Source organism: Xanthomonas arboricola pv. populi (assembly GCF_002939945.1).
Taxonomy (GTDB): domain Bacteria; phylum Pseudomonadota; class Gammaproteobacteria; order Xanthomonadales; family Xanthomonadaceae; genus Xanthomonas; species Xanthomonas arboricola_A.
The window spans coordinates 144,323-167,021 of record NZ_MDEB01000007.1 but is presented as its reverse complement, the minus strand read 5'-3'; the positions used below and the strand labels follow the sequence as shown (position 1 = coordinate 167,021).

Annotated in this window: 25 protein-coding genes; 11 read left to right on the top strand and 14 right to left on the bottom strand. The window is 67.2% G+C overall.

All coding sequences use genetic code 11. The annotated features are described in order from the left end of the window. Nucleotides 1-97: 97 nt before the first annotated feature. Complete coding sequence (locus XaplCFBP3123_RS17460; RefSeq protein ID WP_104535169.1) at nucleotides 98-364, bottom strand: DUF3297 family protein; 267 nt, start codon at nucleotides 362-364, stop codon at nucleotides 98-100. A gap of 166 nt (nucleotides 365-530) precedes the next feature. Between XaplCFBP3123_RS17460 and XaplCFBP3123_RS17455 the strand changes: the two genes are divergently transcribed. Beyond that, nucleotides 531-1,082, top strand: coding sequence for a DUF6630 family protein (locus XaplCFBP3123_RS17455; RefSeq protein ID WP_104535168.1), 552 nt, complete (start codon nucleotides 531-533; stop codon nucleotides 1,080-1,082). A gap of 584 nt (nucleotides 1,083-1,666) precedes the next feature. On the opposite strand, the gene XaplCFBP3123_RS17450 is transcribed toward XaplCFBP3123_RS17455, so the two are convergent. The 5 genes from XaplCFBP3123_RS17450 to msrB all read right to left on the bottom strand — a co-directional run bounded on the left by XaplCFBP3123_RS17450 (nucleotide 1,667) and on the right by msrB (nucleotide 5,851). Further along, complete coding sequence (locus tag XaplCFBP3123_RS17450) at nucleotides 1,667-1,951, bottom strand: DUF4031 domain-containing protein (protein WP_104535167.1); 285 nt, start codon at nucleotides 1,949-1,951, stop codon at nucleotides 1,667-1,669. Between the two features lie 10 nt (nucleotides 1,952-1,961). Further along, nucleotides 1,962-2,606: a hypothetical protein gene (locus XaplCFBP3123_RS17445; protein ID WP_253254248.1), complete on the bottom strand. Its 645-nt coding sequence runs from the start codon at nucleotides 2,604-2,606 to the stop codon at nucleotides 1,962-1,964. A 298-nt stretch (nucleotides 2,607-2,904) separates the two neighbouring features. Continuing rightward, complete coding sequence (motB, locus tag XaplCFBP3123_RS17440) at nucleotides 2,905-4,104, bottom strand: flagellar motor protein MotB (protein WP_104535165.1); 1,200 nt, start codon at nucleotides 4,102-4,104, stop codon at nucleotides 2,905-2,907. A gap of 10 nt (nucleotides 4,105-4,114) precedes the next feature. Continuing rightward, the gene (gene motA / locus XaplCFBP3123_RS17435; RefSeq protein ID WP_104535164.1) at nucleotides 4,115-4,969 is read right to left on the bottom strand and encodes a flagellar motor stator protein MotA; all 855 of its coding nucleotides are present in this window, start codon (nucleotides 4,967-4,969) and stop codon (nucleotides 4,115-4,117) included. 417 nt (nucleotides 4,970-5,386) lie between these two features. Continuing rightward, a complete protein-coding gene (msrB, locus tag XaplCFBP3123_RS17430; protein WP_104535163.1) occupies nucleotides 5,387-5,851 on the bottom strand; it encodes a peptide-methionine (R)-S-oxide reductase MsrB in 465 nt (154 codons plus the stop codon). A gap of 426 nt (nucleotides 5,852-6,277) precedes the next feature. Between msrB and XaplCFBP3123_RS17425 the strand changes: the two genes are divergently transcribed. Continuing rightward, a complete protein-coding gene (locus XaplCFBP3123_RS17425) occupies nucleotides 6,278-6,709 on the top strand; it encodes a hypothetical protein (RefSeq protein ID WP_104535162.1) in 432 nt (143 codons plus the stop codon). 46 nt (nucleotides 6,710-6,755) lie between these two features. On the opposite strand, the gene XaplCFBP3123_RS17420 is transcribed toward XaplCFBP3123_RS17425, so the two are convergent. Next, nucleotides 6,756-7,235 carry an Lrp/AsnC ligand binding domain-containing protein gene (locus XaplCFBP3123_RS17420; protein ID WP_024940284.1) on the bottom strand — a complete coding sequence of 160 codons (480 nt, stop codon included), beginning with the start codon at nucleotides 7,233-7,235 and terminating at the stop codon, nucleotides 6,756-6,758. Nucleotides 7,236-7,383: 148 nt separating this feature from the next. On the opposite strand from XaplCFBP3123_RS17420, the gene XaplCFBP3123_RS17415 reads away from it, so the two are divergent. Then, entirely contained in the window at nucleotides 7,384-8,673 is a 1,290-nt protein-coding gene (locus tag XaplCFBP3123_RS17415; RefSeq protein ID WP_104535161.1) for a D-amino acid dehydrogenase, read from the top strand. Next, the gene (gene alr, locus XaplCFBP3123_RS17410) at nucleotides 8,673-9,773 is read left to right on the top strand and encodes an alanine racemase (RefSeq protein ID WP_104535160.1); all 1,101 of its coding nucleotides are present in this window, start codon (nucleotides 8,673-8,675) and stop codon (nucleotides 9,771-9,773) included. Before XaplCFBP3123_RS17415 ends, alr begins: the two co-directional genes overlap by 1 nt. A 226-nt stretch (nucleotides 9,774-9,999) precedes the next feature. Here alr and XaplCFBP3123_RS17405 read toward each other — a convergent pair whose 3' ends face one another. Beyond that, a complete protein-coding gene (locus XaplCFBP3123_RS17405; protein ID WP_104535159.1) occupies nucleotides 10,000-10,575 on the bottom strand; it encodes a DUF3016 domain-containing protein in 576 nt (191 codons plus the stop codon). 249 nt (nucleotides 10,576-10,824) lie between these two features. Here XaplCFBP3123_RS17405 and XaplCFBP3123_RS17400 point away from each other — a divergent pair, with 249 nt between their 5' ends. From XaplCFBP3123_RS17400 to XaplCFBP3123_RS17380, 5 genes are all read left to right on the top strand, one after another. Beyond that, complete coding sequence (locus tag XaplCFBP3123_RS17400; protein WP_024940280.1) at nucleotides 10,825-11,271, top strand: hypothetical protein; 447 nt, start codon at nucleotides 10,825-10,827, stop codon at nucleotides 11,269-11,271. After that, nucleotides 11,258-11,548 (top strand): hypothetical protein, encoded by a 291-nt coding sequence (locus XaplCFBP3123_RS17395; RefSeq protein WP_104535157.1) that lies wholly within the window; start codon nucleotides 11,258-11,260, stop codon nucleotides 11,546-11,548. The genes XaplCFBP3123_RS17400 and XaplCFBP3123_RS17395 overlap by 14 nt, the downstream gene beginning before the upstream one ends. 107 nt (nucleotides 11,549-11,655) lie before the next feature. Continuing rightward, complete coding sequence (locus tag XaplCFBP3123_RS17390) at nucleotides 11,656-13,689, top strand: PAS domain-containing hybrid sensor histidine kinase/response regulator (protein ID WP_104535279.1); 2,034 nt, start codon at nucleotides 11,656-11,658, stop codon at nucleotides 13,687-13,689. Nucleotides 13,690-13,813: 124 nt separating this feature from the next. After that, nucleotides 13,814-14,122, top strand: coding sequence for a DUF3247 family protein (locus XaplCFBP3123_RS17385; RefSeq protein ID WP_016903450.1), 309 nt, complete (start codon nucleotides 13,814-13,816; stop codon nucleotides 14,120-14,122). 87 nt (nucleotides 14,123-14,209) lie between these two features. Beyond that, nucleotides 14,210-15,544 carry a PQQ-dependent sugar dehydrogenase gene (locus XaplCFBP3123_RS17380; RefSeq protein WP_104535156.1) on the top strand — a complete coding sequence of 445 codons (1,335 nt, stop codon included), beginning with the start codon at nucleotides 14,210-14,212 and terminating at the stop codon, nucleotides 15,542-15,544. 104 nt (nucleotides 15,545-15,648) lie between these two features. On the opposite strand, the gene XaplCFBP3123_RS17375 is transcribed toward XaplCFBP3123_RS17380, so the two are convergent. Next, nucleotides 15,649-15,909 carry a hypothetical protein gene (locus tag XaplCFBP3123_RS17375; RefSeq protein WP_104535155.1) on the bottom strand — a complete coding sequence of 87 codons (261 nt, stop codon included), beginning with the start codon at nucleotides 15,907-15,909 and terminating at the stop codon, nucleotides 15,649-15,651. A 193-nt stretch (nucleotides 15,910-16,102) separates the two neighbouring features. On the opposite strand from XaplCFBP3123_RS17375, the gene XaplCFBP3123_RS17370 reads away from it, so the two are divergent. After that, complete coding sequence (locus tag XaplCFBP3123_RS17370) at nucleotides 16,103-17,170, top strand: class I SAM-dependent methyltransferase (protein ID WP_104535154.1); 1,068 nt, start codon at nucleotides 16,103-16,105, stop codon at nucleotides 17,168-17,170. Beyond that, nucleotides 17,167-17,880 (top strand): pseudouridine synthase, encoded by a 714-nt coding sequence (locus XaplCFBP3123_RS17365; protein ID WP_104535153.1) that lies wholly within the window; start codon nucleotides 17,167-17,169, stop codon nucleotides 17,878-17,880. Before XaplCFBP3123_RS17370 ends, XaplCFBP3123_RS17365 begins: the two co-directional genes overlap by 4 nt. A gap of 76 nt (nucleotides 17,881-17,956) precedes the next feature. Here the strand turns inward: XaplCFBP3123_RS17365 and XaplCFBP3123_RS17360 are convergent, their stop codons facing one another. The 5 genes from XaplCFBP3123_RS17360 to XaplCFBP3123_RS17340 form a co-directional block, all read right to left on the bottom strand. Beyond that, a complete protein-coding gene (locus XaplCFBP3123_RS17360) occupies nucleotides 17,957-18,751 on the bottom strand; it encodes an SDR family oxidoreductase (RefSeq protein ID WP_104535152.1) in 795 nt (264 codons plus the stop codon). A gap of 208 nt (nucleotides 18,752-18,959) precedes the next feature. Then, the gene (locus XaplCFBP3123_RS17355; RefSeq protein ID WP_104535151.1) at nucleotides 18,960-19,520 is read right to left on the bottom strand and encodes a DUF1415 domain-containing protein; all 561 of its coding nucleotides are present in this window, start codon (nucleotides 19,518-19,520) and stop codon (nucleotides 18,960-18,962) included. A 154-nt stretch (nucleotides 19,521-19,674) separates the two neighbouring features. Beyond that, a complete protein-coding gene (locus XaplCFBP3123_RS17350; protein ID WP_104535150.1) occupies nucleotides 19,675-20,496 on the bottom strand; it encodes an alpha/beta hydrolase in 822 nt (273 codons plus the stop codon). Continuing rightward, nucleotides 20,483-22,222, bottom strand: a complete 1,740-nt coding sequence (locus XaplCFBP3123_RS17345; RefSeq protein ID WP_104535149.1) for an ATP-binding response regulator — start codon at nucleotides 22,220-22,222, stop codon at nucleotides 20,483-20,485. Before XaplCFBP3123_RS17345 ends, XaplCFBP3123_RS17350 begins: the two co-directional genes overlap by 14 nt. Further along, nucleotides 22,215-22,679: a hypothetical protein gene (locus XaplCFBP3123_RS17340; RefSeq protein WP_104535278.1), complete on the bottom strand. Its 465-nt coding sequence runs from the start codon at nucleotides 22,677-22,679 to the stop codon at nucleotides 22,215-22,217. Before XaplCFBP3123_RS17340 ends, XaplCFBP3123_RS17345 begins: the two co-directional genes overlap by 8 nt. Nucleotides 22,680-22,699 lie beyond the last annotated feature (20 nt).

The window sequence follows — 22,699 nt, the reverse complement described above, 5'->3', positions numbered from 1 at the left end:
TCCTGCGAGGGTGGGCGGGCAAGAGTCCTGCAGCCAACTCGCCGCTCAGCAGCTCTGCAATAGGTAGGACAGCGTGAGGTAGTTTGGTCAGCCGCGCTTACTCGGCAGCAGCCTTGGCGTCGCCCTTGGTGTCCAGGAAGTAGGCCACCACCTCGCCCTTGATCTTCATTGTCATCGGGTTGCCGCGACGGTCGCGGGCCTTGCCGACCTGCACCTTGATCCAGCCTTCGCTGACCGAATACTCCTCCACGTTGTCGCGCTCGACACCGTTGAAGCGCACGCCGACGCCGCGGCCGAGCGCATCGGCATTGTGGAACGGGCTGCGTGCATCGATGGCCAGATGATCGGGAGGGGTATCGCTCATGGGAAAGGCGTCATGGCGGCCGGGATGGCCGTCTTCGGCCGCACAGGATACGGGCCTGCGCCGCGAAGATCAGCCCCGGCGCTGCATGCGCATGCGCCGGGCGGTTTGCGTGCGCGCCGCCAGGCCTCCACACTTCACGCCTGCATTCCTAAGAACCCAGACCGCCATGCCCGATAACAGCGCCGACTACGAAGACGACGAAGGCCTGCAGCCGGAGGGTGACGAAGACGATGTCGACGACCACCCGGCGCGGGTGTGGAATCTGCTGGTGCTGATCAACCCCGGCGACGAAGACACCGCGTTGGGCCAGTTCGATACCTGGCGCGAGGGGCAGGCCGACCTGGACGACGACGAGGGCGACGATGCCTGGTTGTGGGCCTTGAAGGATGCGATCGACTGGCGCTCGGGCTTCTTCGTGGACTGGAAGGACACCGATGCGTTCATTGCCGCCATCGACGAACTCAGCGCGCGCTGGAACCTGCGCATCGACTGGGGCGGCGACCTGGATGACGAGGAGTTTTCCAGCGATCTCAGTGTGCCCGACCTGATGGCGGTGGCCTTCGATCGTCTGCGCGAGCACGGCTACTCGCTGTGGAACTGGAACACCGGCGGCGACGCCTATGCCGGTTGGATCGCGCTCAGCCGCGACGACGACGCCATGCTGGCGCTGACCTCGCTGCTGGATGTCGAGGTGCGGCTGGGGAATGAGGCGTTCTGAGGGGGGATTGGGGAGTCGGGATTCGGGATTCGCGAGAGCGGTCTCCGGGTGTGTGGGTCTGGCTGGCATTGTCCGCGGCCAGGCGACTGCCCCGTAGGAGCGCGCTGGCGCGCGATCGGGCGTTACCGGGACAGCTCCTCGCGCTCAGGCGCGCTCCTACAAAGGCGTGGCGTCATGGTGTAGAGGCGTGCCGTCATCGTGGGGCGCTGGAGTTGCGGGCCTCCAGGCCAGTGCGCATACACGGTTCACCGACTGCCCCGTAGGAGCGCGCTGGCGCGCGAACGGGCGTTGCCGGGACAGCCCCTCGCGCTCAGGAGCGCTCCTACAAAGGCGTGGCGTCATGGTGTAGAGGGGGATGCCGCCGTCGTGAAGTTGCAGGCCTCTTTACCAGGAGGCTTACACGGCCCAGCGATTGCCACGTAGGAGCGTGCCTGCGCGCGACGGGCGTTACCGGGACAGCTCCATGCGCGCGGGCGCGCTCCTACAAAGGCGCTCCTACAAAGGCGCGCCGCCAATCAGGTTGCGGCCACTGCCGTTGCGAATCCCCAATCCCCAGCCCCGAATCCCGAATCCCAATCCCGGCCTCAAGGCACCTCGCCCCGCGCCTGTGCACGTGCGTTGGCGATCAAGGCCTTGAGCAAGGCACGGTCGGTGTGACGGGAGATCGCAATGGCACCGAGCGCGATCGCTTCGATGCGTAGCGGAGCGGGCACGTCGTAGTGCGCGCCGCTGAGTTTGTTCTGGAAGGCGCGGCGGGGAATGCCCAGCCGCGCCGCCATCGCATGCAGCTCGTCCAGCGTATCGCCGAGCAGGTGCGCCCAGCGCTGCTCGCGCCACAGATGCACCGCATCGTCGACGTAGACGGCCACCGGCAGGCCCTTAGGCCTTCTTGCCCTTTTTTTCCTTGCTGCCGTCGGTTGCCTCGTCGGCCTCGTCCTGCGACGCGTCGCCTGCAGTCTCGGCAGCGGCATCTTCGGCGGCGGTATCGACAGCGGCGTCCGCATCGGCATCTGCCTCGGCGTCGTCGCCTTCAGCGTCGCTGTTCTCGAACTCGGACACCAGCGTGGTCAGGTATTCCTCGGCGGTCTTGCCGTCTTCGGCGGCCAGGTCGTCGATCATCTGCTGCAGCTGGGTGGAGTATTCCAGCGAGATGGTCTTGCCTTCCTTCTCCTGCAGATTGGCCAGGTGCTTGAGCATGGCCAGCATCGGCACCGGATTGTCGGCGCTGCCCATGGTCTGGCCGCCGATCGACAGCAGCCATTCGCTGCCGTTCTGCAAACCGATCGCGGCGACCACGCGGCCGTCGGCATCCTGCAGCACGGCATGATTGGCGATCTGCGGTGCCTGGCCCAGACGGACGATCGGGCGCTTGGGTTGGGACTTCTTGCGCTTGTCGCGCTTGGCCTTGGAATTGCGGGACACGGTGTTCTCGACGCTGGGAATGGCCGACCATTCTAGGCGCTTGCGCGCGACCCGGCTCGGGTGCCGCCACCGTGCCGGTGAACGCCAGCCGTGCCGGGGGATGCTCCTGTCGGCTCTTCCGGCGTTCCAAAGGCCGCTGACGCGACATTTCGGACAGGCTGCAGCGGCTGGCACCGCGCGTCTGCCGGAGCGCCAACGCGCGATTGCTGGTCAGAATCGGCATGCAGCCCGACAAGCACCCCGACAAGCAGCCCGCAGGGTGGCCAGATCCGACATACACATCAAGTTCGGCATGCACGTCAGATTCGACATGCACGACAACGTGCCGTCTGCAGCCTGCAGCCGTCCGCGACCACCTGCAACCGCCAGGCAAGGTCTGGCCAGCTGACCTCAGTCGCCGTCAGCGCCGCTCGGGTGCTTCGCTGACGGCAGTGCGCGGCGCAGCCACAGCGGCTTCGGCAGCCTTGGCCAGCGCAGTGGCCGAGGCCACCTGGCTGCGCGTGGACACACGCGGTGCGGCCGGTGCGGCACCGGTGGCCGTGGTCGCTGCCTCAGGCGGCTTGGCGCTCGCCGCAGCCGCAGATCCGCCCGCCGGCGCAGCTGCGGTGGGTCCTGCCGCAGGCAGCGCGGCGGGTGTCCCCACCGCCGTGGTGGCGGTGGTCGCTGCGGCACTCAGATCCGGCACATGGGTGTCGGCATCGTGGGTAGGCTTGCCCAGCGCAATGCCTTGGCTGGCGCCGGCCAGTGCGGCCTGTTCGGCATCCTGGGTCATCACCACGATGCTGATGCGGCGGTTGATCGGGTTCTGCGGGTCGATCTTGTCGAACAGCACCGACGAGGACAGCCCCACCACGCGGGTGACCTTGGCATCGTCCATGCCGCCGCCCACCAGCGCGCGGCGCGCGGCGTTGGCGCGGTCGGCGCTGAGTTCCCAGTTGGTGTAACCGGTATCGCTGCTGTAGGCGGTGGTGTCGGTGTGGCCGGTGATGCTGATGTGGTTGGGCACCTGGTTGATGAAGCTGGATAGCTCGCGCAGGATCGCCACGGTATACGGCTTGAGCTGGTCGCGGCCCATGTCGAACATCGGCCGGTTCTGCTTGTCCACGATCTGGATGCGCAGGCCGTCCGGGGTGAGGTCGAGCAGCAACTGGTCCTTGAACGGCTCCAGCGCCTGGCTCTTGTCGATGGCTTCTTTCAGGTCCTGCATCAGCGCTTCCAGGCGCTTTTTGTCCTTGGCGCGGCTGTCCTGGCTGGTATCGGCGGCGTTGTCGCGCTTGCGGCCCATCTCGTCCTTCTGCCCCTTGGCCATGTCGGCGGTGCCGCCGAGCTTGATCATCGAGGTGCTGGCGCCGCCGGGGCCGTTCATGCCCGGCGAGGGGGCCGGCGATTTGCCCGACAGCGGGCTGGGATTGCGGAAGTATTCCGAGATCGCCGCGCGCTGTTCCTTGGTGGTGGCGGCCATCAGCCACAGCACCAGGAAGAACGCCATCATCGCGGTCACGAAGTCGGCAAATGCCACTTTCCAGGCGCCGCCATGATGGCCGCCGCCCTGCACCTTCTTGACCCGTCGGATGACGACGGTGGATTTGCCCTCGGCCATGACGGCGACCCTACTTGATCGTCTTCAGGTGCGTTTCGAAATCCGCAAAGCTCGGACGCACGTTGGAGGGCAGCGTCTTGCGCGCGAATTCCAGCGCAATCTTCGGGTTGTAGCCACGCAGGCAGGCCAGCAGCGCGGTCTTGACCGCCTCGTACATGCGCCCATCCTGATCGGCACGCGCTTCCATCGCCGCGGCCAGCGGCGCAACGAAGCCATAGGCAAGCAGAATGCCCAGGAAGGTGCCGACCAGGGCGGCGCCGACGTGATGGCCGATCTCTTCGATCGGGCCGCCGATCGCGCCCATGGTGATCACGATGCCGAGCACGGCCGCGACGATGCCGAAACCGGGCAGGCCGTCGGACACCTTGCTCAAGGCATGCGACGGCGCCATCGCTTCGTGGTGGTGCTTTTCCAGTTCCAGTTCGAGCAGCGGCTCCAGCTCGTGCGGCTCGATGTTGCTGCCGATCATCAGGCGCAGGCAGTCAGTGATGAAGTCCAGCAGGTGATGGTCGGCGACCACCTTGGGATAGTTGCCGAAGATGGTGCTGTCCTGCGGTTTTTCCACGTGATCTTCCAGCGCCATGAAGCCGTCTCGACGTGCCTTGTTGAGCAGCTCGTAGATCAGGCTCAGCGTGTCCTTGTAGTCGTCGGACTTGTACTGCGGGCCCTTGAACACGCCCAGGATGCTGCTGAAGGTCTCCTTGACGATCTTGCCGGGGGTGCTGACCAGAAACGCGCCCAGTGCCGCGCCACCGATGATCATCAGCTCGTACGGCTGCCAGAGCGCGCCCAGCTTGCCATGCGACAGCACATAGCCGCCGAGGACACTGACGATGACGACGATGAAGCCGATGATGATGAGCATGGCGCAGCCAGAAGCAAACAGGGTTGCTGTTGTTTCGGCTTGCGCGGCGGATTCTTGAAGCGCACGGCGTGAAGGTGTGCGATGTAACTGAACGATCAGCTGGTGCGGCAGATCTTCACGCGGGAGGTTTGCGGCGATATCGGTGGTTGCGCCAGGTCGCGCTTCGGCCGTTCCAGCGTTTGATCACCGGGATTTTGCAGTGCAGCTGCCTACTGCAAGCAGTCTCTGCAACGCTCGTGGTGACGCAGTCCGGCTCAGGTGACGCGCGCCTGGTGCAGGGTTGGTTCGATGCCTTGTCGTGTCGTCGCGTTGCGTCGGCAGTGCGGCAGCGCCTGACCGCTGGGCGCTGCTGCACGGGTGCATGCGTTGCACGACGGCGTCCGGCACGAATCGCTCCGAGCCGATGCCCGCGCCAGATCAGGCCGGTTGCGCTTCGGCGCCCTCGCGCTGCAACGGGTTGGGCAGGGCCTGACCGTGTTCGGTGAAACCCAGCGAGACCGAGTTCAGGCAATGGCGTTCGCCGGTCGGTGGCGGACCGTCGGGGAAAACGTGGCCCAGGTGGCTGTCGCATCGCGCGCAGACGATCTCGGTGCGGATCATGCCGTAGCTGATATCGCGGATTTCGCGCACATGGGCGGCATCGTATGGGGCGAAGAAGCTCGGCCAGCCGGTGCCGGATTCGAACTTGGCGCTGGAGCGGAACAACGGCAACCCGCACAGGCGGCAGGTGTAGACGCCGTCGAGCTTGTTGTCCAGGAACACCCCGCAGAACGGTGCTTCGGTGCCATGCTGCAGCAGCACGCGCTGTTCCTCGTCGCTGAGCCCGGCGATCAGGGCATCGCGTTGGGCGGGGGAGGGAGGGGTCAGATCGAACTGGCTCATGGGGCTCTCGCATGCGCGCGCTGGCAGGGTGCCGCGCCTGCACCCGTGATGTGGGCGTTGTCGGCATGGTTCAAGCTTGCGGGGGGGACCACGCCCCTCTCCCGCCGGGGCGCCACGGCACAGCTTGCGCGCCACTGGCGCGCATGCCTTGGTGCGCCTGCGCCGCTGGCGCAGGCCGGGGCGCGGAGCGGGGGTTGGGGTGAGGGTACGGCGGCGAAGCCATGACTCAGTACTGATTGCCAGGCTTCGCACGCACGCACGCACGTCCGGCGCTGCGCGCCACCTTTTCCCGATGGGAGAAGGAAGTGCTCTTCGCGCCGCGATCATCTGGCGAACGCGTTCATCCCGCAGCCGATCGCCTGCATTGCCGCCGCCCACCCACGCCCCCATCCAGGGAGTACTCCTCGATCAAGCACGGTGTCCGTCATGGCGATCCCTTCTTCAATGCGCGGCCTGCTGCTGTTTGGCCTGTTGGCCGCCGCCGGCGCAGCGGCGGCGCAATCGGCCACCAGTACACGCTCGTCCAATACCCTGCAGCCGATCACCACGCCGGCTCCCGCGCAGCCCATGCCGACAGCGCCGCGCGCCGTGCAACCTGCGCCGGCCACGGCTCCGGTGCCCTCGCAACTCGGCCAACGCCCGTCAGCGCCCACCATCCCGACCCGTGGCCCGGCCCAGACGCCGGTGGCACCGGCCGGCAGCCAGGTTGCGCCGGCCAGCGCGCCAATGGTCTACGACCGCAATGGCCGCTTGCTGCAGGGCATGCAGCCGGCCGGCGCCAATCGGGTGCTGGATACCAAGACCGGGCGTTATTACGACGCGGTGCCGGCCGGCGATGGCATGCGCGTGGTGCGCTGACCCATGTCGTGACCAATCCCCAATCCCGCCTCCCGACTCCCCAACATCAGCCCTCGATCGGCAGCGCCAGGGTCTCCTTGACCTCTTCCATCACGATATAGCTCTTGGATTCGCGCACATGCGGCATGGTCAGCAAGGTGCTGCCGAGCAGCTTGCGATACGACGCCATCTCGCTGATGCGCGCCTTGAGCAGGTAGTCGAAATCGCCCGAGACCAGATGGCATTCCAGCACGTTGGGCAGCTTGAGCGCGGCGCGCCGGAACTCCTCGAAGATGTCGCCGGACTTGTAGGCCAGGCTGATCTCCACAAATACCAGCAGGCTGGCCTTGAGATAGTGCGGGTCCAGCCGCGCGTAGTAACCGGTAATGGCGCCATCGCGCTCCAGCCGGCGCACGCGCTCGGTGCAGGGGGTGGTCGACAGGCCCACCCGCTCGCCCAGCTCGGTAAAGGAAATCCGCCCCTCCTGCTGCAGGATGCGCAGGATCTTGCGGTCGATCTTGTCCAGCTCGCGGGTACGGGTCGTCATCGGGTCTGTTTCCACAAGTTTTGACAGGAGGATTCACTGCCACATTGCGCTGATTCCAGAAATGGCACTGCCTGGCTCGCAATATACTGCGTCTAACTGTCCCCCTCGGCGCCTGGTTGTGGGGGAATACCCTTTCCAGGAGAACGACATGCGGGTGCTCATTCTCGGTAGCGGCGTCATCGGCACCACCACGGCCTGGTATCTGGCGCAGGCCGGTTGCGAGGTCACCGTGGTCGACCGCCAGCCGGCGGCGGCGCTGGAAACCAGCTACGCCAACGCCGGCCAGCTGTCGTTCGGCTACACCTCGCCATGGGCCGCGCCCGGTGTGCCCGGCAAGGCGGTGAAGTGGCTGTTCGCCCAGCATGCACCGCTGTCGATCCGGCCCACCCGCGACCTGCGTCAACTGGCCTGGCTCAGCCAGATGCTGCGCAACTGCACCGCCGAGCGCTATGCGGTGAACAAGGCGCGCATGGTGCGCATGTCCGACTACAGCCGCGATTGCCTGAACGCATTGCGTGCCAGCACCGGCATCGCATTCGAAGGCCGCCAGCTCGGCACCACCCAGCTGTTCCGCACCCAGCAACAACTGGACGCCGCCGCGCAGGACATCGAGGTGCTGGCCCAGTACGGCGTGCCCTACGAGCTGCTGACCCCGGCGCAGATCGCGCAGTTCGAACCGGGCCTGGCAGGCGGTGGCGCGCAGATGGCCGGTGCCTTGCGCCTGCCCGAGGACCAGACCGGCGACTGCCGGCTGTTCACCCAGCGCCTGGCCGCACTGGCCGCGCAGGCGGGGGTGGAGTTCCGCTACGGGCAGCAGATCGAACATCTGCAGCACGCAGGCGGGCGCATCACCGGCGTGCAGATCGACGGCCGCATCGAAACCGCCGACCGCTACGTGCTGGCGCTGGGCAGCTATTCGGCCGACCTGCTGCTCTCGCTCGGCCTGCACCTGCCGGTGTATCCGCTCAAGGGCTACTCGCTGACCATTCCGATCGTGGATGCACAGCGCGCGCCGACCTCCACGGTGCTGGACGAAAGCTACAAGATCGCGCTGACCCGCTTCGACGACCGGATTCGCGTCGGCGGCATGGCCGAGGTGGCCGGCTTCGACCTGTCGTTGAATCCGCGCCGCCGTGCCACGCTGGAGATGGTGGTCAACGACCTGTTCCCCGGCGCCGGCGATCTGGCCCAGGCCGAGTTCTGGACCGGCCTGCGCCCGGCCACGCCGGACGGCACGCCGGTGGTCGGCGCGACGCCGTATGCCAACCTGTTCCTCAATACCGGCCACGGCACTCTGGGCTGGACCATGGCCTGCGGCTCGGGCCGCTATCTGGCCGACCTGATGCAGGGCCGTACGCCCGACATCGACAGCGAAGGCCTGGACATCTTCCGTTACCTGTCGCCACGCAGCGCCCGCGCGCAGCAGGAGGCCGCGTAGTGCGTCCTGCGCAAGCGTTGATCGACCTGGATGCATTGCGTCACAACTACCGCCTGGCCAGGCGCCTGGGCGGCAGCAAGGCCCTGGCGGTGGTCAAGGCCGATGCTTACGGCCACGGCGCGGTGCGCTGCGCGCAGGCGCTGGACGGCGAGGCCGACGGCTTTGCGGTGGCCTGCATCGAAGAGGCGCTGGAGCTGCGTCAGGCCGGCATCCGTGCGCCGATCCTGCTGCTGGAAGGGTTCTTCGAACACGACGAACTGCGCCTGATTGCCGAGCACGATCTGTGGACAGTGGTGGCCACGCCGCAGCAGGTGCGCGCGCTGGCCGAGTTCCAGAGCCCGCGTCTGCTGCGGGTGTGGCTGAAACTGGACAGCGGCATGCACCGGCTGGGCCTGTCGCCGGAAGATTTCCGTGCGGCGTGGTTGCGCCTGCGCGGCTTGCCGCAGATTGCCTCGCTGGTGCTGATGACCCATCTGGCGCGCGCCGACGAGCTGGAATGCAGCCGCACCGACGAACAGGCGGTGGCGTTCGCGCTGACCGCTGGCGGCATGCGCGCGGAAACCAGCCTGCGCAATTCGCCCGGCCTGCTCGGCTGGCCGGCGTTGCGCAACGACTGGTCGCGTCCGGGGCTGATGCTGTACGGCGCAAACCCGTTTGCGCAGGATACCGACACCACCGCGCAGCTGCGCCCGGTGATGACGCTGCGTTCGCGCATCATCTCCGTGCGCGAACTGCCGGCCGGCGAGCCGGTGGGTTACGGCGCCCGCTTCGTCGCCGAGCATCCGACTCGCGTCGGCGTGGTGGCGATCGGCTATGCCGACGGCTATCCGCAGTTTGCCCCCAACGGCACGCCGGTGCTGGTGGATGGACAGGTCTGCCCGCTGATCGGGCGCGTGTCGATGGACATGCTGACCGTGGATCTCACCGATCACCCGCAGGCCGACATCGGTGCGCCGGTGCAACTGTGGGGCGATGCGCCGCGCGTGAGCCCGCTGGCGAGCCAGTGCAATGTCAGTGCGTACCAACTGCTGTGCGGACTCAAGCGCGTACCGCGGCTGTATGTGGGTGAGGCGGCAGTGGGCGAGGGAGTCACGCGGTGAGGTGTCCCTTCTCCCATCGGGAGAAGGTGCCCCGAAGGGGCGGATGAGGGTACGTGCAAAGCCACATGCACTTGGAACAATACGTGGGCTTCGCCCCGTACCCTCACCCCAACCCCCGCTCCGCGCCCCGGCCTGCGCCAGCGGCGCAGGCGCACCAAGGCACGCGCGCCAGTGGCGCGCAAGCTGTGCCGTGGCGCCCCGACGGGAGAGGGGCTTTAACGGCAGCTCACACCCCGGCGGTACTCCGATCGCCGCGGAACTGCTTGCGCACCCAGTCGTCGATCATCGCCTTCTCGAAGCGCAGCGGGTCGCTGTCGGTCAGGCGTGGTCCGCTCATCAGAAAGGCCGAATCCACTAGCTTGCGTTCGCCCTGGTCGATCACCTGGCCATCGGCACCGGTCAGCGTGTAGTCGAAGCTCAGACGCGGCGGGTAGATGTCCTTGACGATGCGCACGTCCTGCATGCGCGGCCCGTGCCAGGGTTCGTACTGGCCGGCGCGACGGATGTCGGTGATGGTCACGCTCAGGCGCTGGCCGTCGGGGAGTTTGCGCGCGGCGCTCTGCTGGAAATAGGTCGCCAGCTGGGTCACCCAGTCGCCGCGCTGCGCTTCCCAGCGGTTGCCGCTGAAGCGCACTTCGGAAAATTGCGCCGGATCGGTCCAGCGCACATCGACCTTGCCGTCGCCGCTCACCGCGCGCGGCGCCTGCGGGTCGGTGACGTTACGTACACGTGCCTGCGCGCCGGTTGCCGCGAGCAGTCCTGCCAGCATCAGGCTGGCGCCGCAAAGGCTGGAACGTTTCATGGAAAGTCTCCAAGCGGAAGGTACGTGGAAGTACTGGGCGTCTGTGCAGTGTGGGGGCGCGTCTGTTCGCCGGCAACGCTGGCCGCGCAGGGGCTGGCAGGCCATTGCTACGCGGTTAATCCACGGCATTGGCACCATGACGGCGGGTTCACTGCGCCTGCGCCTGCGCTTCACGGCACAGCCGGGAAGATCGCCAGCATGGACACCCATTCTTTCCGCACAAAGTCAGCTTCTTCGGCGCCGACACACATGCCGTCGGACGTGCGCCTGCAGTTCATCGACTGGGCGAAACAGCACGGCCATAACCCCGCCACCGGGGCCGCCGCCTTCGTCGCCCTGCAAAGCGATGTGGACCTGGACCTGGCGACGCGCACACTGCGCCTGGAGCCGGGAGCCTCACCGCGCGACGCCTTGCGCGAGCACCTGGCCGCATTGGCGCGCCAGGGCGATGTGGCGGTGCAGTTTCCGCCAGTCTACGCCTACACCGCTGCCAACGGGCTGGAGTATCGCTACTCGCTGATGCTGGTGATTGCCGAGGATTGCGTGGAGTGGACCGGGCGGGTCTGGCAGGACCTGGATTACCAGGGAATGCTCACCGGCCGGGGCCAGGGCCCGCGTGCCAACTACACCCAACTGGCGCGGATGGCGCTGGAACACGAGCTTGATCAGGAGCGTCCCCGTTATGTCCAGGCATGAACTCGAATTGCAGCTGCCGCTGGGCGCGCAGGTCGCCACCGGCGAAGATGGTTTCAGCGAGCGCTGCCGCGACGAATGCGCCAAGCTCGGCTTGTCGCGGGTGCGGCTGTTGTTGCTGGACGCCGAGTACGCGCGTTCCACTGCCTGGCGCGAAGAGGCGCAGCGCTGGATGGACGAGCAATTGCGCCGCGAAGGCGAGTGGGTGTTTCGCGGTGTGATCGCCGGGATCGCGGTGCTGGTGGCCTGCATCGCGCTGTGCGCTGCGTTGCTGTGGTGATCGCCGGGGAGGCGGTGGCACATGCGTGAACCGGGTCGGCCGGCTGTGCACCCTCCGACGACACCGGGCATGGTTTCATCTGCTCGTCATCCGCCGTGGCATCACCCCTGGATCCCGATTTGAGCACCTCGACCACCAGCCCCGATCTGGCCACCAGCCTCCCGGCCGCACTCGCCGAGCCCCTCCTCGACCCGGGGATGTACCACGAGATCTTCCATAATCTGGACGCGGGATTCTGCGTCATCGATATGGTCTTCGAGGGCGAGCAGGCCGTCGATTACGTGTTCCGCATGACCAATGGCGCGTTCGAGCGCTACACCGGCCTGTCCAATGTGTTGAACGTCTCCATTCGCGGCATGCTGGCAGATCACGAACAGGAATGGTTCGACCGTTACGGCTATGTCGCCCGCACCGGCAACCGGATCCATTTCGAAATGCAGGCCAAGGCGCTGCGCCGCTGGTATTCGGTGGATGCGTTCCGGGTGGGGCGGCCGGAGCAGGCGCGCGTGGCGGTGTTGTTCATGGACATCACCGAGCGCAAGCGGGTGGAGCGCGAGCTGGCCGAGAGCGAGGCCCGTTTCAGCGCCCTGGCCGACGGCCTGCCGATGCCGGTCTGGGTGCTGGACGCGCAAGGCGTGGTGCGCTTCGTCAACAGCGCCTATGGCGAATTTTTCGGCATCGATATTTCCAGCGGTACGGTGTCGGCCTGGAGCGAGTTGCTGCATCCGGACGACCTGTCGATCTTCCAGTTCGAACTCGCCACCGCATTGGAAAAACAGCGCGGCCTGCACGCATTGGTGCGTGCGCGCCGCCACGACGGACAGTGGCGCTGGATCGAAATGACCGCCACGCCGCGCTACTCGGCCGACGGGCGTTTCATCGGCCTGGCCGGCAGCAGCCCGGATGTGACCGAACAGCGCGAGATCGAACTGGCGCGCGAGCAGCTGCTCGAATCCGAACGCAGCGCACGCAACGAAGCCGAGAGCATGGCGCGGCTGAAGGACGAGTTCCTGGCCACCCTGTCGCACGAGCTGCGCACGCCGCTGACCACCATCCTGGGCTGGAGCGAGCTGCTGCTGCAGCGGGTCGAGGAAGGCCATCCCAACTACAAGGGCCTGTCGGTGATCGCCAGCAGCGCCCGTGCGCAGAAACGCCTGATCTCGGACATGCTCGATCTCAGCAGCATGTTGCTGGGCAAGGTGCAGCTGGAGGTCGAATCGCTGGATCTGTCCGAACAGGTGCGCGAGGCCTTGAACACCCAGGAGCTGGCAGCCGAGGGCAAGGACCAGGTGCTGCAGGTGCATGCCCCGCCGACGCCGTGTCTGGTGCTCGGCGATGCCACGCGGCTGCAGCAGGTGTTGTGGAATCTGCTGTCCAACGCGATCAAGTTCACTCCGGCACATGGCCGCATCGACGTCACCATCGAGCGCGACGACGGCCACTTGCTGGTATCGGTACGCGATTCGGGCGACGGCATTGCAGCGGAATTCCTGCCGCATCTGTTCGGCCGGTTTCGTCAGGCCGACGGCACCACCACGCGCCAGCATGGCGGCCTGGGCCTGGGCCTGGCGATCGTGCAGCAACTGGTGGAAATGCATGGCGGCCAGGTCAGCGCCACCAGCGGTGGCCGCGGCAAGGGCGCCACGTTCACGGTGCGCCTGCCCGAGCATATTCCCGATCAGGCCAGGCGTCCGCGGCGCGAGCTGCGTCGGCGCTTGATGTCCGAACAGATCATCGAGGCGCGCGCGCTCAATGGCTTGCGCTTGCTGGCGGTGGAAGATCAGCCGGACATGCTCGATTACCTGCGCCGGCTGCTGGAAGAGCAGGGCGCCGAAGTGGTCACCGCCGGCAGCGCCACCGATGCGCTGGCATTGATCGATCATCGCGGCCACGCGCGCTTCGATCTGATGCTGACCGACATCGGTATGCCGGGCATGGACGGCTACGGGCTGATCCGCACCGTACGCGACAACCTGGGGCTGGACGCGGCGGCACTGCCGGCGGTGGCAGTGACCGCACTGGCGCGCGACGACGATCGCAAGCGCGCGCTGGACTCCGGTTTTCAGGAGCACTTGGCCAAACCCTACAGCGTTGCCCAACTGGTCACTGCGGTGCGTGCCGCGCGCGAATCGGTGGAATGAGACTGAAGGCGGCGATTCCGCGCCGCTGCGTCGTCAGGCCTGCAGCCAGGCGAAAGAGGCTGTTTGCTGCCGCTTTCACAGCGTGTGGCCTAGCGTGATGCACTCCCTCGATGGAGATGACGCCATGTCCAGATACGCCCCGCATGTCTATTCGGAACAAGTGCAGATCGCCACGCTCGAACATTGGGTGTCGCTGCTCGGCGGCCAGGAGCGCGTACGCGTCGAACTCGACGACGGCAGCATGATCAGCGGCACGGTCGCGGTGCGCCCGAGCATCCAGACCTATCTGGACGACCAGCAGCGCGAAGGGCTCAACGGCCAGTTGCGTATCGACCAGCTGGACGCCGCGCAGGAGCCGCACTGGATCTGGATGGATCGCATCGTGGCGGTGCACCCCTTGCCGTTGGGCAGTGATCCGCAAGCCGCTCCCTGAGCGGCGCATTGACGATGTGTTTACTTCTCGTCGTGGCGTTGACGGCATGATGGCCGATTGTCGTAACTGTTCAGGATCGATCGCGCAATGAATGCTCCCGCGTTGAAGCTCGCTCGCTGGCCGCTGTCGTTATTGACCGTCGCCACCCTCGCCGCCTGCGGCGACACCGCCACGCTTGCCATCGAACAGGGGACCGGGCCGACCCCGCAATTGCCCGAGCCCGTCAAACGCCTGATCCCCACCGTCAAGGTGGCGCCGGTCAAGCGCTGGACCGAGAACGCCAAGCCGATCGCCGCCGACGACCTGCAGGTTGCCGCGTTTGCACGCGACCTGGATCACCCGCGCTGGGTCTATGTGCTGCCGAACGGCGACGTGCTGGTGGCCGAGACCGCCGAGCCGCCCAAGCCGGAAGAGGCCGAAGGCGGTGGCATTCGCAAGAAGGTGCAGGGCGCGATGATGAGCAAGGCCGGCGCCGTGGTGCCCAGTGCCAACCGCATCACCTTGCTGCGCGATGTCGATGGCGACGGTGTGGCCGAAGTGCGCACCCAATTCATCAGCGGCCTGTTTTCGCCGTTCGGCATGGCCTTGATCGGCGATCGTTTCTACGTCGCCAATGCCGATGCGCTGGTCAGCTTTCCGTACAAGCCTGGCGAGACGCATATCACCGCCAAGCCGACCTTCGTGGCCAATCTGCCTGGCGGGCTGAATCACCATTGGACCAAGTCGCTGCTGGCCAGCGCCGACGGCAGCAAGCTGTACGTCGGCGTCGGTTCCAACAGCAATGTGGCCGAAAACGGCATGGAGGCCGAACTCAACCGCGCGGCGATCCTGGAGATCGATCCCGCCACCGGCAGCAGCCGCGTGTTCGCCAGCGGCCTGCGCAATCCGGTCGGCACCGCCTGGGAACCGCAGAGCAAGTCGCTGTGGGTCGTGGTCAACGAGCGCGACGAGATCGGCAGCGATCTGGTGCCCGACTACCTGACCTCGGTGCGCGACGGCGGCTTTTATGGCTGGCCCTACAGCTATTACGGCCAGCATGTGGACGAGCGGGTCAAACCGCAAAACCCCGAACTGGTGGCCAAGGCGATCAAGCCCGATTACGCGTTGGGCCCGCATACCGCCTCGCTCGGTCTGAGCTTTGCCAGCGGAAGCCTGCTGCCGGAGCGCTTCCGGCAGGGCGCCTTCATCGGCCAGCACGGCTCGTGGAATCGCGATCCGCCCAGCGGCTACAAGGTGCTGTTCGTGCCGTTTGTCGACGGCAAGCCCAGCGGCACGCCGATCACCGTGCTGGATGGTTTTCTGGATGCCGAAGGCAATGCGCAGGGGCGCCCGGTGGGCGTGAGCCCCGACAATACCGGGGCGCTGCTGGTGGCCGACGACGTCGGCAATGTGATCTGGCGCGTGACACCGAAGACGCGCTGATCAAGACGACGCGCTGGTCCAGGCGTTCAAACAAAAAAGACCGGGCCCAGGCCCGGTCTTTTCATGCGCATGCCGCGGTCGTGCATGGTGTCACACCAGTGCGTTCAGCGCGGCGATTCCGGGGATGCGCTGAAACGCCGCGCATAGCCGCGTTCTTCGGTGATCCGGCTGATGTCGTCGTCGGCCATCTCCGGGGCACCATACACCGCATACGCCACGCTGCCGTCGTCGCGCTCGCCGACCTGGTGCAGGCGATAACGCGGCCGGCCCGCACCGGTGTTTTCGGGGTAATGCATCGGCGGCGGGGTGTCATCCAGATCCATTTCGCTGTTGTCGACCACTCCACCTACGAACAGGGCTCGCATCGCGTCTCTCCGGTATTGGTGTGATTCCAGCCTAGGCCGGCGGATGTTGCGTGCGCATCAATAGTCCGTATAGACATTGGAAGGGGGTGCCGTCTGCAGGTCACGCAGTCGAACGCCCACCCAAGCGAGCGCCGGGCCGGGCGGCAGGCAGCGCTCCCTTACAATGGCGGCCTGTTCCCGACCCGATGATCCGATGGCTGGCCCGCACGATGCCCCGCTTCAAGCTCTGTTTCTGCCCTTCTCCCAGGGCGTGCTGCCATGGCCCAGCGGCCCGGTGTTGTTCCTGCGCGCGCGCGACGGGTTCCCGCTGCGCGAGCACGCGGCCGCCGATGCGCTGACCTGCGAGCAGAGCTTTCGCCCCTTCGCCGAGGCGCTGGAGCGCAACGGCTGGAGCGTGCGCGAAGAGAGCGAGATCGAGGCCGACAGCACCCGCTACGCCCTGGTGCTGGTGCTGCCGCCGCGGCAACGCGAGGAGGCGCGTGCCTTGTTTGCGCGTGCGGTGGCGCTGGCCGCGCCGGGCGGCCGCGTGGTGGCCTGCCAGTCCAACAACGAGGGCGCGCGCTCGGGCGAAGCCGATCTGCGTCAGCTCACCGGCCTGGCCGGCAGCCTGACCAAGCACCATTGCCGCACCTACTGGAGCGCCCCGTTGCCTGCCGACACCGATGCGGCGCTGCAGGCGCGCTGGGCCGCGCTGGATGCGCCGCGCACCATTCTGGACGGGCGCTTCGTCAGCCGCCCAGGCGTGTTTGCCTGGGACCGCATCGATCCCGCCTCCGCGCTATTGGTCGAGCATCTGCCGAGCACACTGGCCGGGCACGGCGCCGATCTGGGTGCGGGCTTCGGCTATCTGTCGGCCGAAGTGCTGGCGCGTTGCCCCAAGGTCACCGGACTGGATCTGTACGAGGCCGAGGCGCGTGCGCTGACCCTGGCGCGGCGCAACCTGCAGGCCATCGCGCATCCGGCGCAGCTGCAGTACCACTGGTGCGACGTCACCGCCGGCCTGGGGGCGCAGTACGATTTCATCGTCAGCAACCCGCCGTTCCACACGCCCTCGCGTGCCGATCGCCCGGATATCGGTCAGCGCTTCATCGCCGTGGCCGCGCAGGCCTTGCGCCCGGGTGGGCAGCTGCTGCTGGTCGCAAACCGGCATCTGCCCTACGAGTACGTGCTCAACGAAAGCTTCGGGCAGGTGCGCGTGGCCGCCGAACGTGACGGGTTCAAGCTGATTTCCGCCATCCGTGGCCGCGGAGCGCGCGCATGAAGCTGGTCAAGCACATCGCCAACCTCGGCTACGGCAGCCGCAAGCAGGTGACCCAGCTGTTTCGCCAGGGCGCGGTCACCGACGCCGCCGGCGAGGTGCTGTATGCCGACGACCAGGTGGAGCACGATACGATCCGCATCGATGGCGAACCGCTGGATCCGCCACCGGGTTTGAGCCTGTTGCTGCACAAGCCCGGCGGCTACACCTGCTCGACCAAGGACAGCGGCCGGCTGATCTACGAACTGCTGCCGCCGCGCTTCCGTTCGCGCGCACCGGTGCTGGCGCCGGTGGGACGGCTGGATCGCGAGACCAGCGGCCTGTTGCTGATGACCGACGACGGCGCGCTGCTGCACCGGATCATTTCGCCCAAGTCGGCGCTGGACAAGGTCTACGACGTCACCCTGGCCGACGACCTGCGCGGCGACGAGGCGACGCTGTTTGCCAGCGGCACGCTGTTGCTGGACGGCGAAACCAAGCCGCTGCTGCCGGCCGAGCTGGAGGTGCTCGGCCCACGCGAGGCACGCCTGACCTTGCACGAAGGCCGCTACCACCAGGTGCGGCGCATGTTCGCCGCCGCCGGCAATCACGTGGTGGCCTTGCACCGCAGCCGCATCGGTGGCTTGTCGCTGGACGGTCTGCCGTCCGGGCAATGGCGCGCGCTGGGAGCGGGAGATCTTGAGGTGTTGTTCGGCCGCGGCGAGCAAGTCTGATCCGCGTTGCCGCTGATCACCGATGCGGTGATCCCGGCATGCGCGGTCTGCTGCAAGCCACTTGCGCTGCAACGCCTCAGACGTACTGCATCCTGCGCGACATGCCGCCATCGACGATGAAGTCCTGCCCGGTCACAAAGCCCGACAGCTGCGGCGACAGCAGATAGACCGCCAGTTGCGCGATGTCTTCCGGCGTGCCGACCCGTCCGGCCGGATGCTGGGCATGGTCGCGCCGTGACAACTTGGGTGTGCGCCGGCGCTGCGGTGCGCGCCAGGCGTCGGTGCTGATCCAGCCCGGACTGATGCTGTTGACGCGCACCTGCGGGCCTTCGCTCAGCGCCAATGCGTGGGTGAAGGCCACCAGGCCGCCCTTGGCGGCGGCATAGGCCTCGCTATGCGGCTCCGATTGCCAGGCGCGGGTGGAGGCGATGTTGACGATCGCGCCGCCGCCCTGGGCCTGCGCCAATGCGGGCAGGGCCTGCTTGCTGCACAGGAATGCGCCATGCAGGCTGGCCAGCCGGCGATTCCATTCGTCCCAGTCCAGTTGCGGCAATGGCGGCACATGCGGATCGGCCACGCCTGCGTTGTTGACCAGGCCATCGAGTCGCCCGAAGCGTTTGAGCGTGGTGGCGATCAGGCGCGCTGCCTGCGGCTCGCGTGCGGCATCGCAACTGCGTCGCGGCAATGCCCACTCCTGCAGGCAGGCGTTGCCGGCATCGGCATCCAGGTCGCCGATCACCACGCTGCCGCCGGCGCCCAGCACCGCCTGCGCGATGCCACGGCCGATGCCTTGGGCGCCGCCGGTGATCACCACCACGCGGTCCTGCAATGGGGAGGGATTCCAGGCGGAGACGGCGGGGGTCAGTGGCATCGGGCGCACCATGGCAGTGAGGTCGCGCGCACTGTAACGCGGGCGCCGTGGCGGCCGTAGCGACGCGATCGCCAAGCGCGGCGCAGGCCTGTTGGCTTTTGGTGCCTTGCCGCGCCGTCATCGGCTTGCCGAGCTATGGCGCGCCGCACAGCGGTAAGCGTTTCCGACACGGCCGCATCGCGCGCCGCCGCCGCGCGCGATGCGGCCGTCAGTGCTGCGATGCGCTCAACAACCGCTCCCAGCCGTCCTGGCCCAGGCGTTCCAGCGTCTGGATATTGCGTTCGACGATCGCGTCCGGGTCCGGAAACGCGGCCACCGCACGCTCCACGCTGTCTTCGCGCAGCAGGTGCAGGGTGGGGAAGGGCGAGCGGTTGGTGAAGTTGGCCACATCATCCACCGCCGCGCCTGCGAACTGATAATCCGGATGGAAGCTGGCCACCTGCAACACGCCGTCCAGATCAAGCGCTTCCACCGCCGCATCGGCGTTGTCGAGGAAGTCGTTGTAGTCCAGGAAATCGGTGAGCACGTCCGGATGCACGATCAAGGTGGTGTCGATCTGCTCGGCCGGCGTGTCGCGCAGCAACACCAGTTCCTCGGCCAGTTGTTCGAGCAGCGCTTCGGGCGTGCTGGCATCGCTGAGCACCAGACGCACCTGCTCCTTGACGTAGACCGCCTTGGCGAACGGGCACAGGTTCAAACCGATCACCGCGCGCTCGATCCACTGGCGGGTGGCGGTCAACGGGTCGAGCGTGGCAGGCGTAGGCGTCATCGTGGCGGCGGCGTGATGGTGGGCCAGTGTATGCGATCGCTGCCGGCGCGGCCGGCTGCGCCACTGTGGTGCCGCGAGTAGCAGGTGCGAAGGAAGCGGTGGACGGAGTGCGAGAAAACCCGCAGCAGTTGCAGCCCTCACGCGGACCTGGGCGTTATCGGCGTGCGCCATTGGCGCCGACATGCGCACGCAAAAACGCAATCGATGCCTGCGCAACCGCATCGGCGTGCGGGGTCTTGTGCGGCGAGCCGATCGCATGCGCGCCGGTGTCGAAGGCCATCGCGCAGGTGTGCTCCGGCGCAGTGCCGAGCGCAGCGAACATCGCCAGCATCGCCGGCACCGAAGCGGTTGGATCCTCGTCGCCGTTGGCAGCGCGGTAATAGCCCAGAAACACCGGGCATTGCACGCGTGGCCACGGTGGATCGGCCGCAATCGCGTCGAACAGGCTGCGCAGCGCGCGGAATCCATCCGGGTGGATGATGTTCGACCAGAACGCCAGGGACGCGGCGGTGCGCGGGCGTGGGTCGGTCAATGGCGTTTGTGCGGTGCAGACCTGATCCAGCAGCGCCGGGTCGGCCGGCCGGATGCCCGGTGACCAGGCAATCATCGCAGCCACCGCGTCGGGACGCTGCGCCGCCAGCCACAGGCCCAGCGTGGCGCCCATGGACGAGCCGACGATCGCCACGCGCGCGCCCATGCGCTGCGCCTGCGCCAGGGCATCCATGGCCGAGACCTGCAATGCCGCCGGCGTCAGCCCCTGCATCGCATCGGCGGCACTGCGGCCATGCCCGGGCCAACGGTGCACGTACAGGTTGGCAGCCAGCGCATCGGCCATCTGCTCGGGCAGTTCGCCGGCTTCTCCCGGGCTGGCGGTGAACCCGTGCAGGTACAACAGCGCCAGCGGCGTACGCGTCTGCGCAGCGGCGTGCCAGTGCCGGCGTGCCGCGTTGCCCGGTTTCAGGTCAGCCGGTTGCATGGGTGGCCTGCGCGGCGAGGATGGCCAGCAATTCGTGCGCGTTGATCGGTTTGGACAGATAGCCGGCCACGCCGGCAGCGGTGGCCTCGCGCATCGAATCGGTGCGGGTGTCGGCGGTCAGCACGATGATCGGCGGCAGGGCGGCGATCGTATCGCGCGCCGCACGCAGCGCGTCCCAGCCGGAGGTGCCTGGCATGTGCAGGTCGAGAAACACCAGATCCGGCGCCGCCTCGCGGATGCGCTGCACCGCGTTGCTACCATCGCTGTGAAAGCTCACCCGATGCCCGGCGCGGGTGAGCAGATTGCCGATCACCAGCCGATTGGTGTCCATGTCCTCGAACACCAGGCAATGCAGCGGCGGCACCGTCGCGGCGTGCTGTTGCAGCGCCTCGCGCAGCGCCGGCGGCCGGCGGCCTTGCGCCGCGGCGGCGGCCAGTTCGAAGGTCCAGCGAAAGACGCTGCCGCCGCCGGGGTTGTCGCGCACGCTCAGGCTGCCGCCCATCGCGTCGGACACCGACAGCGCAATGAACAGACCCAGCCCGACCCCGCCCTCGGCGCGACTGAAACCGGTGCTGAGCTGGGTGAAGGGCGTGAAGATGTAGGCCTTCTGGTCGTCGGCAATGCCGATGCCGGTGTCGGTCACCGTCACTGCGATCGCCCAGCGCTGCTGCACCTGCGTGGCGGCGATCAGCACGTCGACCGCGCCACCGGCCGGGGTGAACTTGATCGCATTGATGACCAGATTGGTGATGACCTGTTCGATACGCCCCTCATCGCCGATGACGTAGGGCGTCTGCGCCGCCTCGCTACGCAGTTCCAGCGCCACGCCCTTGGTGGACGCTGCGCTCGCACACACCGCTTTGACCGTGGTCAGCACGTCGAGCAGGCTCAGCGGCTTGCTGTGCAGCTGCAGCCGGCCACCGTCGATGCTGGCGACGTCGATCACTTCGTTCACGCGGTGGCGCAGCGCGATCGCATTGACCGTCATCGCCTGCATCAGTTCGCGTTGTTGCGCCGACAAGGTGTCGCTATCGATCAGTTGCGCGCAGTTGATGACCGCGTTCAACGGCGTGCGCAGTTCGTGATTCATGGTGCTGATGAAGCGGCTTTGCGCATCGCGCGAGGCCAGCGCCTGCAAGGCGATCTCCTGCATCGCGCTGACGATGCGCGCCACCAGCAGCGGCAGCACCACGCTCAGCGCCACCGCATACACGAAGTACGCAGGGCGCGAGAGCCAGTAGCCGGCCGGCGCGGTCAACAGCATCAGCACGAAGGTGCTGAGCAGCACCGGCAGCGTCGCCTTCTGCCCATAGCGCGCTACCGCGGCGATGGTGATGAAGGGCAGGAAGGCATTCAGCGACATCAGCAGGATGAAGGCCAGATAGGTCTGGATGCCGATGAACAGCAGGTTCATCGCAAACCCGATCGCATCCAGCCACTCGCCCGGCGGGATGAGCCTGCGTCGCACCAGCGCCATCCAGACCACCGCCACCCCCCACAGCATCGCCGCGGTGGGGAAGACCGCCTGCGCATCCCTGACCAGCACCGGCTGCGGCCCGTACAGCCAGCCGAAGCACCACAGGGCCACGATGGTCTGCACGATCACCCGGCCGACGCAGGCGCGATATTCCAGGAACGATTCGAACAGCCGCACGAGCCGGTCGTTGCGCAACTGCCGGGCGGCCAGAATCAGGCCGGGCGCTGCACGGTTGGATCCACTACGCATGGGGGCCGGTGTCGTCGTTGGGGAGGGTGCGGCGGTAATTCTTGACCAGCAGGCCTGCCGCGGTCGCAATCGCGGTGTAGCGCTGCGCAAGCGCGCACCCGAGTTCGCCGCCGTCGACATCGCCGCGCAACTGGTCGCAGGCGTTCAGCAGTTCGGGTGAGCCGGTCAGCGAGAGCGTGTTCTTGAGCGAATGGATCTGCTCCAGTGCCTGCGCCTGGGTGGTGCCGGCCTGGCCGAGCGTGCAGCTGGCGATGGCGCGCTGCACTTCCGCCGCAAAGGCATCGGCAAACGTTGCAGCCGCCACCGGGTCCAGCCCGGCCAGGGTGTGCAGCGTCGAGCCGGTTTCGATGCGCGGCTGTGCGTGCGTCACGGCGCACGCCGTCCCGGCGGCGGACGGCGCCTGGGGCGCTGTGGCCGGGCGCGCGCGTTGCAACAAGCTGGAGAGCAGGCCGCGCATCGACACATCAGATCCGTAAC

Bases quoted from the DNA above. Each gene is read 5' to 3' on its own strand.
- XaplCFBP3123_RS17460 (WP_104535169.1), bottom strand. From the start codon at position 364: ATGAGCGATACCCCTCCCGATCATCTGGCCATCGATGCACGCAGCCCG.
- XaplCFBP3123_RS17455 (WP_104535168.1), top strand. From the start codon at position 531: ATGCCCGATAACAGCGCCGACTACGAAGACGACGAAGGCCTGCAGCCG.
- motB (WP_104535165.1), bottom strand. From the start codon at position 4,104: ATGGCCGAGGGCAAATCCACCGTCGTCATCCGACGGGTCAAGAAGGTG.
- motA (WP_104535164.1), bottom strand. From the start codon at position 4,969: ATGCTCATCATCATCGGCTTCATCGTCGTCATCGTCAGTGTCCTCGGC.
- msrB (WP_104535163.1), bottom strand. From the start codon at position 5,851: ATGAGCCAGTTCGATCTGACCCCTCCCTCCCCCGCCCAACGCGATGCC.
- XaplCFBP3123_RS17425 (WP_104535162.1), top strand. From the start codon at position 6,278: ATGGCGATCCCTTCTTCAATGCGCGGCCTGCTGCTGTTTGGCCTGTTG.
- XaplCFBP3123_RS17420 (WP_024940284.1), bottom strand. From the start codon at position 7,235: ATGACGACCCGTACCCGCGAGCTGGACAAGATCGACCGCAAGATCCTG.
- XaplCFBP3123_RS17415 (WP_104535161.1), top strand. From the start codon at position 7,384: ATGCGGGTGCTCATTCTCGGTAGCGGCGTCATCGGCACCACCACGGCC.
- XaplCFBP3123_RS17405 (WP_104535159.1), bottom strand. From the start codon at position 10,575: ATGAAACGTTCCAGCCTTTGCGGCGCCAGCCTGATGCTGGCAGGACTG.
- XaplCFBP3123_RS17400 (WP_024940280.1), top strand. From the start codon at position 10,825: ATGCCGTCGGACGTGCGCCTGCAGTTCATCGACTGGGCGAAACAGCAC.
- XaplCFBP3123_RS17395 (WP_104535157.1), top strand. From the start codon at position 11,258: ATGTCCAGGCATGAACTCGAATTGCAGCTGCCGCTGGGCGCGCAGGTC.
- XaplCFBP3123_RS17385 (WP_016903450.1), top strand. From the start codon at position 13,814: ATGTCCAGATACGCCCCGCATGTCTATTCGGAACAAGTGCAGATCGCC.
- XaplCFBP3123_RS17380 (WP_104535156.1), top strand. From the start codon at position 14,210: ATGAATGCTCCCGCGTTGAAGCTCGCTCGCTGGCCGCTGTCGTTATTG.
- XaplCFBP3123_RS17375 (WP_104535155.1), bottom strand. From the start codon at position 15,909: ATGCGAGCCCTGTTCGTAGGTGGAGTGGTCGACAACAGCGAAATGGAT.
- XaplCFBP3123_RS17370 (WP_104535154.1), top strand. From the start codon at position 16,103: ATGGCTGGCCCGCACGATGCCCCGCTTCAAGCTCTGTTTCTGCCCTTC.
- XaplCFBP3123_RS17365 (WP_104535153.1), top strand. From the start codon at position 17,167: ATGAAGCTGGTCAAGCACATCGCCAACCTCGGCTACGGCAGCCGCAAG.
- XaplCFBP3123_RS17360 (WP_104535152.1), bottom strand. From the start codon at position 18,751: ATGCCACTGACCCCCGCCGTCTCCGCCTGGAATCCCTCCCCATTGCAG.
- XaplCFBP3123_RS17355 (WP_104535151.1), bottom strand. From the start codon at position 19,520: ATGACGCCTACGCCTGCCACGCTCGACCCGTTGACCGCCACCCGCCAG.
- XaplCFBP3123_RS17350 (WP_104535150.1), bottom strand. From the start codon at position 20,496: ATGCAACCGGCTGACCTGAAACCGGGCAACGCGGCACGCCGGCACTGG.
- XaplCFBP3123_RS17345 (WP_104535149.1), bottom strand. From the start codon at position 22,222: ATGCGTAGTGGATCCAACCGTGCAGCGCCCGGCCTGATTCTGGCCGCC.
- XaplCFBP3123_RS17340 (WP_104535278.1), bottom strand. From the start codon at position 22,679: ATGCGCGGCCTGCTCTCCAGCTTGTTGCAACGCGCGCGCCCGGCCACA.